The organism is Acinetobacter sp. XH1741 (assembly GCF_041021895.1).
GTDB lineage: Bacteria > Pseudomonadota > Gammaproteobacteria > Pseudomonadales > Moraxellaceae > Acinetobacter.
Window position 1 is genome coordinate 3,452,275 of sequence record NZ_CP157428.1, and the last position, 16,224, is coordinate 3,468,498.

General features: G+C 36.7%; 16 protein-coding genes. 6 read left to right on the forward strand and 10 right to left on the reverse strand.

What is annotated here, in order from left to right; all coding sequences use genetic code 11:
• Nucleotides 1–1,410, reverse strand: coding sequence for an MdtA/MuxA family multidrug efflux RND transporter periplasmic adaptor subunit (locus tag ABLB96_RS16635; RefSeq protein ID WP_348898405.1), 1,410 nt, complete (start codon nt 1,408–1,410; stop codon nt 1–3).
• Nucleotides 1,411–1,710: 300 nt separating this feature from the next.
• On the opposite strand from ABLB96_RS16635, the gene ABLB96_RS16640 reads away from it, so the two are divergent.
• The 5 genes from ABLB96_RS16640 to chrA all read left to right on the forward strand — a co-directional run bounded on the left by ABLB96_RS16640 (nt 1,711) and on the right by chrA (nt 6,504).
• Complete coding sequence (locus ABLB96_RS16640; RefSeq protein WP_348898404.1) at nt 1,711–2,139, forward strand: SgcJ/EcaC family oxidoreductase; 429 nt, start codon at nt 1,711–1,713, stop codon at nt 2,137–2,139.
• Between the two features lie 386 nt (nt 2,140–2,525).
• A complete protein-coding gene (locus ABLB96_RS16645; RefSeq protein ID WP_001131666.1) occupies nt 2,526–2,813 on the forward strand; it encodes a hypothetical protein in 288 nt (95 codons plus the stop codon).
• Nucleotides 2,814–2,885: 72 nt separating this feature from the next.
• Nucleotides 2,886–3,764, forward strand: a complete 879-nt coding sequence (locus ABLB96_RS16650) for a TIR domain-containing protein (RefSeq protein WP_000027438.1) — start codon at nt 2,886–2,888, stop codon at nt 3,762–3,764.
• 333 nt (nt 3,765–4,097) lie between these two features.
• Nucleotides 4,098–5,036 (forward strand): chromate resistance protein ChrB domain-containing protein, encoded by a 939-nt coding sequence (locus ABLB96_RS16655; RefSeq protein ID WP_002065076.1) that lies wholly within the window; start codon nt 4,098–4,100, stop codon nt 5,034–5,036.
• 46 nt (nt 5,037–5,082) lie between these two features.
• Nucleotides 5,083–6,504, forward strand: coding sequence for a chromate efflux transporter (chrA, locus tag ABLB96_RS16660; RefSeq protein WP_002040866.1), 1,422 nt, complete (start codon nt 5,083–5,085; stop codon nt 6,502–6,504).
• A 115-nt stretch (nt 6,505–6,619) separates the two neighbouring features.
• On the opposite strand, the gene ABLB96_RS16665 is transcribed toward chrA, so the two are convergent.
• The 4 genes from ABLB96_RS16665 to dmeF form a co-directional block, all read right to left on the reverse strand.
• Nucleotides 6,620–7,752, reverse strand: a protein-coding gene (locus ABLB96_RS16665; RefSeq protein WP_223235881.1) for an IS3 family transposase whose coding sequence is annotated in 2 segments (ribosomal slippage) — nt 6,620–7,500 and nt 7,500–7,752 — 1,134 coding nt in all. Because the reading frame shifts where the segments join, the coding sequence is not laid out codon by codon here.
• A gap of 553 nt (nt 7,753–8,305) precedes the next feature.
• Nucleotides 8,306–10,261, reverse strand: a complete 1,956-nt coding sequence (locus tag ABLB96_RS16670; RefSeq protein ID WP_000693745.1) for an alkyl/aryl-sulfatase — start codon at nt 10,259–10,261, stop codon at nt 8,306–8,308.
• A gap of 82 nt (nt 10,262–10,343) precedes the next feature.
• Nucleotides 10,344–11,476, reverse strand: a protein-coding gene (locus ABLB96_RS16675; RefSeq protein ID WP_225367773.1) for an IS3 family transposase whose coding sequence is annotated in 2 segments (ribosomal slippage) — nt 10,344–11,224 and nt 11,224–11,476 — 1,134 coding nt in all. Because the reading frame shifts where the segments join, the coding sequence is not laid out codon by codon here.
• A gap of 102 nt (nt 11,477–11,578) precedes the next feature.
• The gene (gene dmeF, locus ABLB96_RS16680; RefSeq protein WP_001175951.1) at nt 11,579–12,514 is read right to left on the reverse strand and encodes a CDF family Co(II)/Ni(II) efflux transporter DmeF; all 936 of its coding nucleotides are present in this window, start codon (nt 12,512–12,514) and stop codon (nt 11,579–11,581) included.
• Nucleotides 12,515–12,569: 55 nt separating this feature from the next.
• Between dmeF and ABLB96_RS16685 the strand changes: the two genes are divergently transcribed.
• The gene (locus ABLB96_RS16685) at nt 12,570–12,839 is read left to right on the forward strand and encodes a metal/formaldehyde-sensitive transcriptional repressor (RefSeq protein WP_000018740.1); all 270 of its coding nucleotides are present in this window, start codon (nt 12,570–12,572) and stop codon (nt 12,837–12,839) included.
• A 31-nt stretch (nt 12,840–12,870) separates the two neighbouring features.
• Here the strand turns inward: ABLB96_RS16685 and ABLB96_RS16690 are convergent, their stop codons facing one another.
• The 5 genes from ABLB96_RS16690 to ABLB96_RS16710 form a co-directional block, all read right to left on the reverse strand.
• Nucleotides 12,871–12,996, reverse strand: a complete 126-nt coding sequence (locus ABLB96_RS16690; RefSeq protein ID WP_000733641.1) for a YHYH domain-containing protein — start codon at nt 12,994–12,996, stop codon at nt 12,871–12,873.
• A gap of 91 nt (nt 12,997–13,087) precedes the next feature.
• Nucleotides 13,088–14,395: an MFS transporter gene (locus ABLB96_RS16695; protein WP_000895211.1), complete on the reverse strand. Its 1,308-nt coding sequence runs from the start codon at nt 14,393–14,395 to the stop codon at nt 13,088–13,090.
• Nucleotides 14,396–14,475: 80 nt separating this feature from the next.
• On the reverse strand, nt 14,476–15,114 hold the full coding sequence (locus tag ABLB96_RS16700) for a hypothetical protein (protein WP_000282061.1): 639 nt from the start codon (nt 15,112–15,114) through the stop codon (nt 14,476–14,478).
• Between the two features lie 11 nt (nt 15,115–15,125).
• Nucleotides 15,126–15,839 (reverse strand): HupE/UreJ family protein, encoded by a 714-nt coding sequence (locus ABLB96_RS16705; protein ID WP_001165581.1) that lies wholly within the window; start codon nt 15,837–15,839, stop codon nt 15,126–15,128.
• A gap of 5 nt (nt 15,840–15,844) precedes the next feature.
• Entirely contained in the window at nt 15,845–16,216 is a 372-nt protein-coding gene (locus tag ABLB96_RS16710; RefSeq protein WP_000181823.1) for a hypothetical protein, read from the reverse strand.
• Nucleotides 16,217–16,224: the final 8 nt, after the last annotated feature.

Below are 16,224 nucleotides of genomic sequence, written 5' to 3' on the forward strand. Positions count from 1 at the left end.
TTACTGCGCGTTTTGAGCAGAAGGTTGACTGGCTACAACGCCTGATGCATTAGTCTGCTCACGACGATGTTGCCATTGATGCTGTCCGGTATCTGAATTACTCGTTGTTTCTGGTGTACCACCTTGAGCATTTTGATGCTGCCAGTGTCCACCTCCCCCATGTGTACCTGTAGCTTGTCCGGCACCTTGGTGGTGCCCTGTGCCAGCTACACTAATTTTCGCGCCATCTTTAAGTTTATCGACACCATCTGTGACGACGGCCTCATTAACTGTCAATGCGCCACTGGTAATTACAGTATTGTCACCTACAACAGCCCCTGTTTGAACATTCACAGCACTCACGGTCTGATCAGGATTCACTTTATAAACAAACGAACCATTGGCACCGAGTTGCAACGCAACAGTTGGAACAATCATCGCATTGGCAATATTGCCTAAACTCATCCGAACATTAACAAACTGATTTGGAAATAAATGCTGGTTTTGATTATCAAAACTGGCTTTGATGTTAATAGTTCCAGTATTGATATTGACCTGATTATCTAAAGCGACCAATTTACCATCGGCCAGTTTTTGAGTGTTTTGACGATCCCAAGCTTCAACCTTAACGTTTTGGTTAGGGTTATCCATAATTTGCATCAATTGCGTTAAATATTGCTCAGGTACCGCAAATACCACTGAAATATTTTTAAACTGAGTAATATTAGCAATGCCGTTTGCATCAGATGTCGTCACCATATTGCCAACATCTACCTGACGTAAACCGATACGCCCATCGACAGGAGATACAACACGGGTATAACTTAACTGTAATTTTGCATTTTCTACAGCAGCCTGATCCGTCTTTAAAACACCTTCATACTGTTTGACTAACGATGCTTGAGTGTCATACTGCTGCTTAGCAATTGAATCTTGTTTCCAGAGCTGAGCATAACGCTGTAGATCAAGTTTAGCATTCGTTAATAACGCTTGATCTTTAAGTAACTGACCTTGAGCTTGTAATAAGGTTGCTTTAGGAGCACGGTCATCAATAAGCGCTAAAAGCTGCCCCTTGTGAACATAACTCCCTTCTTTAAAATTAATTTGCATTAAAGTGCCGTTAATTAACGGATGCACAATAATTGTATTGGTTGAAGTGACTGTCCCTAAGGCTTGAATGGTTTGCTGTACATCTTGTTGCACGACCTTGCTTGTGCCTACCACAGTAGCAGAGTTGCCTCCCCCAAAATGTCCACCTTTTCCTCGTTTACCTGCTGATGCACTTTGTGAAGACTTTAGCGGTTGATGGGTTAAATGCCAAATTCCAAACCCCACAAGGAATAGTATTAAAAACAATACTATATAGCTTAAAAATGACTTGGTTTTTGAAGGTTTTTTTATAACCTTGTTTGGTTCAGATGTGTCATTCATAGAATCATCATAGGCTTATTTTTTCATACAATATAAATATGCTTTTAAGTTTAATTTAGACTTAAGTGTTAACAAATCACTACACAATTGTTTGATTAAAGTAAATTATTCAGCTTTGTTTAATTAACAATTTAAATAGTTTAATTAAACTTATTTTAAAATTTTTCCTATATAAACTATTTATAAGCCATCCATATAAATAAGCTGATATAGCAGTCTCAGCACATTGATTATGAAAAATTTGCTTTATAATTTTTCTAGAATAAATTTAAAGAAATAGATTCAAATGATAGGAATGATATGAGTCAAAAAATAATAACCCCAACAGACATTCCGTTAGCATTTCAAATTGCTTGGAATAATCATGATATGAAAGCCTTTGCCTCTCTCTTTCATAAAGATGCAACTTTCGTTAATCGTTTTGGTCATTACGTTAAAGGTGTTGATGAAATTATTGCACTTCACCGGCCCATTCATGAAACCATCTATAGTGATTCAAAATTAGAGAATGAACTTATAGACATTACACATTTAAATGCAGATATATGTATTTCACATTTTTGGAGTCGCCTAAGCGCAGGCGCAGCTCATCCTCAAGGCCCTCATCAAATTGATACCCTTATTCTTACGGTACTCATAAAGAATGATCATTCTTGGTCCATTCAGGCATTAGAGAACGTCACCTTAACTAACCCACGAACCGGAGAGAACATACTTAGAAATATATAAAAGAGAGTAAGACAATTTTTAAGTAATTTATATGTATAAAAAAAAGCCCTTGTCATTAACAAGGGCTTTTTAAGAATTTTGGCGGAAGCGGTGTTAGTCAAATTAAACAACCAAACCACTGATAAACATACAAAAAATAATTTAATTTTAGTTTTTTACTGTTATTTTTACTACAATAAAATTTCAACCAATCATTTGTTTATATTTCATTCACCTGACACTATTCTTGCTTAGTAAGCTAATGATTGTAAATTACAAATCATCTTAAACTACCCATTCTAAGACAGTTCATGTAATTTTACCTCAATTAAGAGTTCATTCGAGAATATATTCAATTAGAAGATTTTATATTCCCCGCCCCACGTAGTGGTGAAATGCTTTCCGACATGCCATTGACTACACTAATCAAGCGTATGCATGAACAAGAACTAAAAAATGGCTTAGGCTATATTGATCCAAAACAGAATCGTATAATTACCACACATGGCTTTCGGTCTACTTTTCGTGACTGGTCTGCGGAAAAAACTAATTATGCGCGTGAAGTCTGTGAACATGTATTAGCGCACAAACTACCAGATAAAGTTGAAGCTTCTTACTTGCGTGGAGATTATCTAGATAAACGTAAAGAATTAATGGCAGATTGGGCAGAGCACTGCTCTACGCTTACAGAGTGATGTAACACATAAACCTTGTATTTCGCCTAACCAAATAATAATCTTACCCTTTATATTTATCATAGAGCCAACATGTCAATACAAACTATAAGCAGTACCATAACAAGGTTAAATAAGGAGTTAGCAGATATTACTCATCGAATGAGCTTAGAGCAGAAAAAGGGAGCTGATATAATTTCTAAAATTTTACAAATTCAAAATTCTATCGGGAAGACAACTAGCCCCTCTACATTAAAAACAAAGTTATCAGAAATTAGTAGGAAAGAACAAGAAAACGCTCGTATACAATCAAAACTTTCAGACTTACAAAAGAAAAAGATTGATATTGATAATAAGCTGCTGAAAGAAAAGCAGAACCTTATAAAAGAAGAAATACTGGAAAGAAAAAAATTAGAGGTCCTGACTAAAAAACAGCAGAAAGACGAAATTGAACATCAAAAGAAGCTGAAACGTGAAATTGATGCTATTAAAGCTTCTACCCAATATATTACTGATGTTTCAATATCATCTTACAACAATACAATACCTGAGACGGAACCAGAATATGATTTGTTTATTTCACACGCTTCAGAAGATAAAGAAGATTTTGTCAGACCGCTTGCAGAGACATTACAGCAACTTGGAGTAAACGTTTGGTACGATGAATTCACGTTAAAAGTTGGGGACAGTTTACGTCAAAAAATTGATAGTGGTCTCCGAAACTCTAAATACGGTACCGTTGTTCTTTCAACTGACTTTATTAAGAAAGACTGGACCAACTATGAACTTGATGGCTTAGTAGCTCGAGAAATGAATGGCCATAAAATGATTTTACCGATTTGGCACAAAATTACTAAAAATGACGTTTTAGATTATAGTCCGAATTTAGCCGATAAAGTCGCCTTAAATACTTCTGTAAATAGTATTGAGGAAATTGCCCATCAATTAGCTGATGTTATCTTAAATCGATAAGCGCCTTCTAAAAATTAAAATTTTGACTGAGATTTACAAATAACCTAATTCTCAGTCAACTTTTGAACACCCTACAATTTAGACACTTTACAATCAATAATTTAATTATAACTAAAACAATTTTTTTTGTGATGAGTAATACTGAATTCACAAATATTGATGTATATTGAAACAATAAAACCAAATAATTTATATAAAATCAAAAACTTAAAAAATTCTTCTTTAGCCATTTCCGCCCTTTAATATTTCTTTTGATATAAGAAATCGATTCTTCATATTTGTATCCAAGCCAAATTAATGTTATATATTTAACAAATAAGTTGAGTATACAACATGAAAATATCTTTACTCATATCCTCTTTGCCTACACAGAACACATCTACACGTATGAGAGTATGGCGTTCTCTTAAAGCAAGTGGAGCCGCAATCCTTAGAGATGGTGTGTATTTACTTCCCATTTCTCATAGCGAGAAATTTGATCCTATTGCAAGTGACGTTATTTCAGAGCAAGGCTCTGCGTATGTATTCCATGCGGAGCAGCCTTTAAACCTTGAATTAGCTCCTTTCTTCAGTCGAAAAGAAGAATACGATGTCCTCTATAAACAACTCTCTGAGTTAAGAGATCGTCAATCTAAAGATGAAAAGAAAGAGCTGCTCAAGCAAATCCGTAAATTAAGAAAAAGTATCGATGCACTCGTAGAAATTGACTATTACCCCGATGAGACTCAAGCACAGGTACTAAATGAACTTTCTGCTTTAGAGCTTTCAATAGCTCGACTTGGTGAAGTGAATGAGCCTCAAGCAATACAAGCACATATTCAACTTCTAGATAAAAATAGTTATCAAAACAAAATATGGGCAACTCGTAAGAGACCTTGGATTGATCGTCTAGCCTCTGCATGGCTAATCAAGACTTTTATTGATTCAACTCCTACATTTATTTGGTTAGAAACACCAAGTGAATGTCCAGAAGAAGCTTTAGGATTCGATTTTGATGGTGCAGCTTTCAGTCATATCAATCACTGGGTTACCTTCGAAGTTCTTTTACATAGTTTTAATTTAGAAACACCTGCTTTGAAAAAAATTGCAGAGATTGTCCACTATCTTGATATTGGCGGGATTGAGCCACCCGAAGCTTCAGGCATAGAAACCGTCTTTGCAGGAATACATGAAAACATTACAGATGATGACCAATTATTAGTCGCATCAAATGCAATCTTTAATGGCCTATTGTCTAGCTTTAATAAAAATAGCTCTGTACTGAATGATTAAACGCATCAAATACTTTTTAAATTTCAAAAATTTAGGTGAAATAGCAATGAATACAAATGAAGATTCCACTGCTTTAGCTGAAAGCATTCCCCCACATGAACTTCATGGTGTTTCATTTCGTGAAGCTTTTTGGGTATGGCTTAAAGTAGCTGCGCTTAGCTTTGGTGGACCTGCGGGGCAAATCGCAGTAATGCATAAAATTTTAGTTGAAGAGAAACAATGGATTAGTGAAACGCGTTTTTTACATGCCTTAAATTACTGTACACTTGTTCCTGGTCCTGAAGCACATAAGTTGGCTGTATACATAGGTTGGTTATTACACCGAACACGTGGCGGACTCGTTGCGGGTACTCTCTTTATTTTACCGGGTCTACTTGCATTAGGAATACTAAGCTGGATTTATGCAAGTTATGGTCAGATTAGTATTGTTCAAGCATTATTCTTTGGATTAAAAGCAGCCGTACTTGCAGTAGTTCTTGAAGCTGTCATGCGTGTAGGTCGTCGAGCCTTAAAAAACAAGGTGATGGTCATTGTCGCTATCTTGTCATTTATCGGCATCTTTATCTTTGCTTTGCCTTTTCCATTTATTATTTTAGTTGCTGCGCTTATCGGTTACATCGGAAATAAAAGTGGAAGTAAAGCATTTAACGCCTCCTCATCTCATTCTGACGCTAATAGCTCTAATGCTTCATTAGCAGCTATTGATGCTGCTTTTGCTAAGCAGATCCCAGAGCATGTACAACCTTCCCATACAAGAGCTCTAAAAATTACTCTCATTGGTTTGGTCTTATGGCTCGGCCCACTTATAGCTTTTATTACTTTAATGGGCAAAGATAATGTTTATACGCATATCGCTCTATTCTTCAGCAAAATGTCCGTACTTACGTTTGGTGGTGCTTATGCAATTTTATCTTATGTTGCACAGCAAGCCGTCGAAAACTTCCATTGGCTTAAACCTAGTGAAATGCTGATCGGACTTGGTATGGCTGAAACCACCCCTGGCCCCCTGATTAGTGTAGTTCAGTTTGTAGGCTTTATGGCAGCGTATCGAGACCCAGGATCATTGAATCCTGCCTTGGCTGGTACTCTTGGAGGTATATTAGCGAAATGGGTAACATTTGTACCCTCTTTTCTATTCATTTTTATTGGTGCTCCATATATTGAAGCATTAAGAAATAATAAGGCTTTAAATGCCATACTTTCGACAATTACAGCAGCTGTTGTTGGAGTGATCCTTAATCTATCAGTGTGGTTTGCATTACATACATTATTTGCTGAAGTTAATGTAATTCATAAATATGGAATGGTTTTACAAGTTCCAGTTTTATCCAGCATTAACCCATGGTCACTAATGTTATCAATCATAGCTATGCTTGCTTTATTCCGTTTCAAACTTGGAATGATGACTACTTTAGCTGGTTGCTGCGCTATAGGAATTATTCTTCACTTTTTCGGGATAAGCGGCTAATCACTTATAACTATATAAAAATGTTTTAGTTGGACTTATTTGTCCAACTAAAACAGAGGTGGTCCCACATGTTTGAACAACTAAAAGCTTATTTATAAGTGATACTCTGCTCTAGTTAAGCTACCTTATTTTGTTGTGGTAGCTGGTCATAGTAAAACTCATCTGGAGTCATTTTGTCCAGACTCGAATGAGGTCGTTTCAAATTATAAAATTCAAAATATGCGTTTAATTGCTTCTTCGCATCCAAAACATTGCTGTAGGCTTTGAGATACACCTCTTCATATTTAACGCTCCGCCATAATCGTTCAACCATCACATTATCAACCCATCGACCTTTACCATCCATACTGATTTGAATGCCATTTGATTTCAATACATCAATAAATGCATCACTGGTAAACTGACTGCCTTGGTCTGTATTAAATATTTCAGGTCGACCATATTTTTCAATAGCTTCATTTAATGTTTCTATGCAAAATGTAACCTCCATACTAATCGATACTCTATGCGCAAGTACCTTGCGGCTATGCCAATCAATCACAGCACATAAATAAACAAAGCCTTTTGCCATAGGGATATACGTTATATCCGTAGACCACACTTGATTACTGCGCTGAATAGCCAATCCTTTGAGCAGATATGGATATTTGCGGTGAGCTTGATTAGCCTGGCTTAAATTTGGTTTGCAATATAACGCATTAATGCCCATTTTCTTCATTAAAGTACGTGTATGACGTCGTCCTATATGATGTCCTTGACGATTCAACAAATCACGCATCATACGGCTACCTGCAAAAGGGTATTGCATATGTAACTCATCCATACACCGCATCAGCTTCAGATCTGATGCACTCACAGGTTTTGGGCGATAGTAATAACAACCACGGGAGACTTTCAGCAGCTGAGCTTGCTTAGATACTGAAATCTGAAGTGAGTCATCGATTAACTTTTGTGGTTGAAGCGGCCCAGTTTCTTCAACACACCTTCTAAAAAATCAATTTCTAATGCCTGCTCACCGATTTTTGCATGTAGTTTTTTTAGATCGATGGGTGGTTCTGTTGGAGCTTTTGATTGATCGAAAGCTTGCGAGGAAGCTGAAATCAGTTGATTTTTCCAGTCGATAATTTGGTTTTGATGAACATCAAATTCAGCACTCAATTCAGCAAGTGTTTTTTCTGCTTTAATCGCAGCAAGTGCTACCTTAGCTTTAAAATCATTTGAATGATTTCTTCTTGGTCTACGTGCCATAAAATACTCCATATATTGATGTTTATAACATCATTTGGGGAGCAAAATATCACTTATAAGTGTTGTTCAAATTTCCTGATCCACCTCTAAAATATAAGCTTGGCAAAACAAATATTGAGCTCTTAAACTATCGGATATTGATATGATCATCATGACCTATATATTTACTCAATATAATCATCAAATAGTGCAATCAAGTTAACCTAATATAAAAGCTTATTTTCAATAAAAAACACATCATAATACCCCCTTGCCTTTTAACCACAAAAATATTGAAGTTATTATTTAGAAGCAATTAATAGAAAAATAAACAAATCTTTTTTAAACAAGCTACTAATAAAAATATCTCCATCGAAAATAAAGTATAAAAATTCAAAAACCATTTAATAAAGTATCAATAGAGTTAAAATACATATAGCTTACTTTTAATTTTAAAGAGGAATACAAGAAATAATTTCTTGTATTCCTGTTATAAGATTGGGAGAACCAAGTTGATAATTTCACCCATTTCTTTGGATCTATTAATTTAAGTTTCGACTTTACTTATTTGAGCTTAGCCATTTGGTCGAGTCACAATCGGGAAAATTGAATCTGGACGTTTAAACATTGCAAAGAATTTTCCAATTTTCAGTGGATTACCTTTGACTTTACTGTCTTTAGAAAGCAGGACTTTTACCCCTTCTATTTGACCTGTAATCATTTTTAGATATAAGGGCTTGGTTAAGGTTAATGTAGGGCAATCCAATGCCAAATCTTTACTTTCATCATAACGCTTAAACTGCATGACTGAGTTTTCAACCCATAATGAAAAATGCTCTTTGGTATCCGACAAAACCAGATTGATACACTGGTTTTCATTTTTTAAATTTTCCACATCTAAATTTGTCGCCATAGCTTCAAGAAATCTTTCAGTTGGTGTATGAATCAATAAATCACTCGGATCAGAAGTATTTTGTAGGGGTACATTATTTTGTAGCTCTTGAGCGCCCACCAAAAAGAAATTACGCCAAGTTGAAGCCTCAGCAGCATAGCCCAATTGACGATAAGTATTCGCCAATAAGTCTTTTGCTTGTTGGTTTTGAGGGTTATTCAACACAATATGTTTTAAAATCTCGGCAGCCCATCTATAGTCAGCTTGAGCGTAGGCATCCCGCGCATTTTTCAATGCATTGTTCTCCCCACCTGCTAACTCAATATATTTTTTTGCAACAGCTTTAGGGGGTAATGGATCTAAATTGGAAGGATGGGCATCGAACCATCCCATATAATATTGGTATACTGCTTTTACATTATGTTTTAGGGTTCCATAATAGCCATGAGCATATAGTTTTTGATCAAGTGCCGCTGGAAGCTTAATTTTTTCGGCAATTTCAGCGCCATTAAAACCAGAGTTCATATATCTCACCGTCTGATCATGCGTGAACTTATAAACATCTCGCTGGGTTTTAATAAAATCTTGAATATTGTCATTGCCCCAGACAGGCCAATGATGCTGTGCAATCAATACATCGGATGCTTTGGCATGCTGCATTGCTTGGTCTAGATAGCCCACCCATTTTAAGGCATCACGGACTTTAGCACCCCGAAGGGTATAAAGATTATGCATGGTATGAGATAGAATTTCTGCGCCGTTATAAAGTTTCAATGATGGGATAGAGAACGTTAATTCTGCTGGTGCTTCTGAACCCGGCACGTTATAAAACACAAAATCCAAGCCATCAACCGTCATTTTCTGTTCTGGTTGAGTGATCAGTTGTGTAGGCTCAAGGATGCCCATTTTTCCCACAGCAACAGCCTTACCTAAACCTGTATCCACCAATCCTTCCGCATTTTTAGGTAGAAAAGTTCCATACATATAAGTCGCACGACGTATCATGGCTGAACCTGCCATCACATTTTCACTGGTCGCTTCTTCCATAAAGCCTTTTGGCGCAATAATTGGAGTTTTTCTAGCGTTAATTTCTTCGCTAGAAAGAACGCCTAATGCACCACCAAAATGATCGATATGGCTATGGGTAAAGATAATGGCTGAAATTTTTTGCTCACCTAAATGCTGTCTAGCAAATTTAAGTGCTGCTTCAGCCGTTTCTTTAGAGGTTAATGTATCCACAATAATCCAGCCAGTATCACCCTGAATGATGGTCATATTTGCCAAATCAAAACCACGAATTTGCCAAACTCGATCTGTTACTTTAAATAGCCCAACATTGTTGTTTAATTTTGCTTGTCGCCATAGAGTGGGATTAACGGTATTTGGTGCTTGATCTTGTAAAAAACTAAATGCATCAAAATCCCAGATAACATTGCCTTTCTCACTTTTAATTTGACCTGTTGGCTTGGCAATAAAGCCCTTTTGAGCCTGATTAAACTCAGTCATATCCTCTAAGTTATACTTCGCCTTATATGTATTATTTGATTCAATGACCGCTTTTTCTACTACAGTATTTGCTGCAAAAACAGAAAATGGCAGAATAAGCATCAATGAAACTGTTAAAAACTTAATTTTCATCTTCTTTCCTTTTTTTAAATAAGAGGTGGTCCCACATGTTTGAACAACTAAAAGCTTATTTATAAGTGATACTCTGCTCTAGTTAAGCTACCTTATTTTGTTGTGGTAGCTGGTCATAGTAAAACTCATCTGGAGTCATTTTGTCCAGACTCGAATGAGGTCGTTTCAAATTATAAAATTCAAAATATGCGTTTAATTGCTTCTTCGCATCCAAAACATTGCTGTAGGCTTTGAGATACACCTCTTCATATTTAACGCTCCGCCATAATCGTTCAACCATCACATTATCAACCCATCGACCTTTACCATCCATGCTGATTTGGATGTCATTTGATTTCAATACATCAATAAATGCATCACTGGTAAACTGACTGCCTTGGTCTGTATTAAATATTTCAGGTCGACCATATTTTTCAATAGCTTCATTTAATGTTTCTATGCAAAATGTAACCTCCATACTAATCGATACTCTATGCGCAAGTACCTTGCGGCTATGCCAATCAATCACAGCACATAAATAAACAAAGCCTTTTGCCATAGGGATATACGTTATATCCGTAGACCACACTTGATTACTGCGCTGAATAGCCAATCCTTTGAGCAGATATGGATATTTGCGGTGAGCTTGATTAGCCTGGCTTAAATTTGGTTTGCAATATAACGCATTAATGCCCATTTTCTTCATTAAAGTACGTGTATGACGTCGTCCTATATGATGTCCTTGACGATTCAACAAATCACGCATCATACGGCTACCTGCAAAAGGGTATTGCATATGTAACTCATCCATACACCGCATCAGCTTCAGATCTGATGCACTCACAGGTTTTGGGCGATAGTAATAACAACCACGGGAGACTTTCAGCAGCTGAGCTTGCTTAGATACTGAAATCTGAAGTGAGTCATCGATTAACTTTTGTGGTTGAAGCGGCCCAGTTTCTTCAACACACCTTCTAAAAAATCAATTTCTAATGCCTGCTCACCGATTTTTGCATGTAGTTTTTTTAGATCGATGGGTGGTTCTGTTGGAGCTTTTGATTGATCGAAAGCTTGCGAGGAAGCTGAAATCAGTTGATTTTTCCAGTCGATAATTTGGTTTTGATGAACATCAAATTCAGCACTCAATTCAGCAAGTGTTTTTTCTGCTTTAATCGCAGCAAGTGCTACCTTAGCTTTAAAATCATTTGAATGATTTCTTCTTGGTCTACGTGCCATAAAATACTCCATATATTGATGTTTATAACATCATTTGGGGAGCAAAATATCACTTATAAGTGTTGTTCAAATTTCCTGATCCACCTCTAACCATTCAATAATTCAAATAAAATGTATTTCAACACTTGCATGCACAATTTCTTCATGGATAGAGAGTGCCTGTTTCACTACATCTGGTGTTAAATCTACACCTGTACTCTCTAAAGCCAAGATGCAAGAAAACTTGCCTCTACCAACTTTCCAAACATGTAAATCAGTAATATTAACTTGAGGAAATTCCTCTATAACCTCTTTGATTTCATCAACCACAGGGTGAGACATTTCTGCATCGAGTAGTGTCTTTCCTGTCTCATTTAATAATCCCCATGACCATTTAGCGACAAGAATAGCTCCAACTACACCTAATAGTGCATCTAAGAAACTCCAACCAAAATATTTCCCCGCAAACAATGCAACAATTGCCAATACAGAAGTAACCGCATCAGCTACTACATGCAGAAACGCCGCCTTTTGATTTAAGTCATGATGATCGTGGTGGTGGTCGTGTTCATGGTGATGATCATGCTCGTGGTGATGGTGGTGGCCTCCGTCATGTAATAACCATGCACAAACCAAGTTTACCAATAAACCAACAATTGCAATTGGTATTGCCTCATTGTAATGAATATTCACGGGATTCATTAATCGATCGATAGATTGAATACCCATTAAAAGTGCTACAACCATAAGTAAAATAGCACTACTGTACCCTGCTAGAATCTCAATTTTCCAAGTACCAAAACTAAATCGCTGATCATGAGCATAATGTCGGGCCATTCGATATGCGAAATAAGCTAAGCCGAGAGCAACCATATGTGAACTCATATGCCAGCCATCTGCGAGTAAGGCCATCGAATTAAAAATCCATCCCCCCAATATCTCTAGTACCATCATGATTGCTGTAAGAATTGTCGCAATCAGTATTTTCTTTTGTGCTAAAGGATTTCCTTCATCGAATTGATGAGAATGACGACGATCTAAGTTACTATGAAGTTGCATAAATTTTATCTTTCCAAGATACTCCCCCCAGTATATATTTTTTTTAGGAAAAATCATGTCTCATTTGCATCAAGATAAAAAAATACTTAATCGCATCAAGCGGATTCAAGGACAGGTTACTTCTGTTGAAAAGTCATTATTAACACCTGAAAGCTCTTGTCTTGAAGTATTACAACAAGTTGCAGCAATTAAAGGTGCTGTTAATGGGTTAATGCAGCAACTTCTTGAACAACATTTAAGAGAACATGTATTGAAAGGGGATCAAAATTTTGATGAAGAAGAAATGAAACAGTACTTATTATTATTAGATCGTTATTCAAAATGAGTAGAACAAAATGTTCTACTCATTTTTATTATTAATGGCAGTGACGATCCCCTGTCTTGCTATTCGTGTGGCAGCCTGAAGAATCAGTACCACCTGAATGAGCAAAAGCATTTGTTACCGCAAGCCCCATTAAACATACCAAGATTAGTTTTTTCATGTTGTTCCCCTTTTTTTATTGAACAATAAAATAAGCTTATAATTGTACAACAAACAAACGGAATCTTTCTAAGTCATTAGTCGAAAAAGAGTTATTTAGGCCACTTTTCATGATAGTCATCAATAATATATTCATGGACGTGTACTCCATTGATTCGATGCTGCTGCAAATGCTCATGATCTGGAGGTAAATCATCATGACTGTGGGGTAAAAGAGCCTCATCCTGTGATGGCCACAAACGCATTGCAAGTAATAAAGAAATCGTTGCAATCACTGCCATCGGTATAAAAGTTTGTAATGTTCCTATGTTAGTAGTGAGCCATCCAACCAAGGGATAAGTCACTAACCAGCAAGCATGTGAAAACGCAAATTGCGCTGCGAATAGAGAGGTCCTACTCTCACTCGATGCAGATTTTCGAATCAAACGGCCTGTAGGTGTTTGTGAAACAGAATATCCAATACCAAGCACAAACCAAAGTACAAGCAAACCATTATAAGATGTAATGAAATAACCACTTAACAGCCCAATTACAAGAATTGTTGTTCCCGTCAACATCACTGATCGATCTGGGAACTTATCCAATATCTTAGGCAAAATGAAAGCCGAAAGCATTGAACCAAATCCAAATAAACCAAAAGCCCAAGTAGTCGCATTTTCAGTTAGCTTAAATGTCGATTGAACCAATACCACGGTATTTACAATCACTACAGCGCTTGCTGACGCAATTGCTAAATTGAGAGCAAGCAATGCTTTAAGTCTAGGCGTATTAAAATAAATTTTAGCTCCCTGCTTAATACGGCTATAAACACCTCTAAACGCAGGTACTTTGGCAACTGGTAATTTCGCACTTACCACAAACAAAGCAGAACCGATAAAACCTAATACCGTTCCCAAAAATAAGTTGTGATAACTCATCAAAGTTAATAAAAATGCCGCGAGCATCGGACTAATAATATTTTCTAAATCATAGGCCAATCGTGATAATGATAGCGCATTGGTATAGTCTTTTTCTTCAGGTAAAACATCTGGAATCATTGCCTGAAATGTTGGTGTAAATGCAGCAGAAGCAGATTGCAAAATAAAAATGAGAATATAAATTTGCCAAATTTGTGTCACAAACGGTAGACACAATGCTGTTAATGCTCGAATAACATCTAGCCCAACCAATACTTTTTTTCTTGGTAATCGCTCAGCAAATGCAGATGCTATAGGCGCTACACCGATATAAGCAATCATCTTAATTGCCAATGCAATACCAAGAACTTGGGCTGCTTCCCCCTTTGCAATATCGTACGCCTGTAAAGCTAGGGCGATTGTGATTAACCCCGTTCCGATTAGCGCTATTACTTGGGCCAAAAACAAATGCCGATATGTTGTGTTTTTTAGTACTTCTAGCATCTTATGGATTCCTTTTAGAACCTGACTTCTTTAGCAATTGAATCTCCTTGGAATATTATTCCAAGGAGATTGATCAAAACTTAAAAGACTTTCTTCATTTCACTAAACTGCCCTTCTACAAGTAGAGTTACAGTCACTGGATTTTCCGTACGGTTACGCCAGAACCAACCATGCTTGCCATCAAAAGCTGCCTTTAAGACACCCTGCTGAGTTGTTTCATTCTTTCCTTTTCCATAGCCATGATAGAACCCTTTAGGAGCGTTCACTGGATCACCATGGGTATCATAATTAAGACCACCTCCAACAGCTTTCCAGTCAAAGTTGACACTTGCACTTTGTGGCATCGTCAGTTTCACTTCGGTTGCTTGGCCCGGTTTAAGCTCAATACTAATGCTCTCTTTATTAATAGCAGGCATAATCATTTGAGCATTATCAGTTGCCGTTTGAGTCGAAGTTTCTACTGATATTTGTTCAACACTATTCACTGCCTGTGCAGCATTGATACCATTTTCTGACTCTTCAGTTAGTGATTGTTTGATTTCTCCCATTTTCGTTAAACCAAGCACTTTACCCATACCTGTCGGATCAATTGCATACTCCGCAGGCATGACACAGGTAACTAGCACAATAACGGCACTTACGGCAGCAATTGCTGTTGATTTAATTAACTTTTTTGATGAAGGTAATTCGATATCTTTTGGAATTTCAGCGTTATACATAATTTAGATCCTTATTGAGTAATGAAGCCAGTAAGTTGATAGCCAACAAGTAAAAAACCGAGGAACATGAGGAAGACATTGCTTTGATAAGCTGTTTTAAAGAAATAAGGTGTCTTTCTCCAAAACGTCATTAATAACAAGATGATGCACAGAGCCATAAACTGGCCTAATTCAACCCCAATATTGAATGAGATTAAATTTGCCAACAGTCCATCACTCGGAACTTCATATTCCTGAATTTTTACTGCGAGTCCAAAACCATGAATCAGACCAAAAATTAAAGTCGCGATTTTCGTGTTTGGTTGAAAACCAAACCAACGCTGATAAGCCCCCAAGTTATCTAGAGCCTTATAAACAATCGAAAAACCAATGATTGCATCAATGATGTAGGCGTTTATCGAGATATTGTAATAAACACCCACCAGCATCGTAATCGAATGCCCAAGTGCAAATAGGCTGACGTACAAGCCGATATCTTTCATTCGGTATAAGAAGAAGATAATGCCAACAAGAAATAGTAAATGGTCATATCCAGTGACCATATGCTTCGCACCCAAATAGATGAATGGAATCACATGAATGCCATAAATTTCTTGAATATAGCCCTTATCACCTTCCGCTACTCCATGAGCAAAAAGTGTAGGGCTTACCAATGTAATGAATAAAGCAAGTAATAGCTTTATGTAAGCACTTAATTTCACAATGTGTGAAGCAATAATTTGCATGTATATCAAACTCCAAAATTTAAAATGAATTGAAAATCCATTAACTTTTTGGGCGGTTTAAAAATACGACTCACCATCAGATAAACATATTCTTTTGACCAATCTAAAATCGAAATCCCTTTTAAGAGATGAGCTAAAGCGGCCGATTTAAGTACGTCATAGCCAACAAAATGTTCATAGTAATTATCTTGGTGACTATGTGAATGTTGTTGGCTTATCTCATGATGGTGAGAGTTAATTGCATCAATTGAAACGTGTCTCTGAAATTCATTTTCAGTTACATGCTCTTTAAAGTGCAAACATAAAGCGAGACTGATCATGCAGACTAGCAACATCATCACAAATTTGTTTTGTTTATCTCGCAATATATTTGTCATTAAAGATG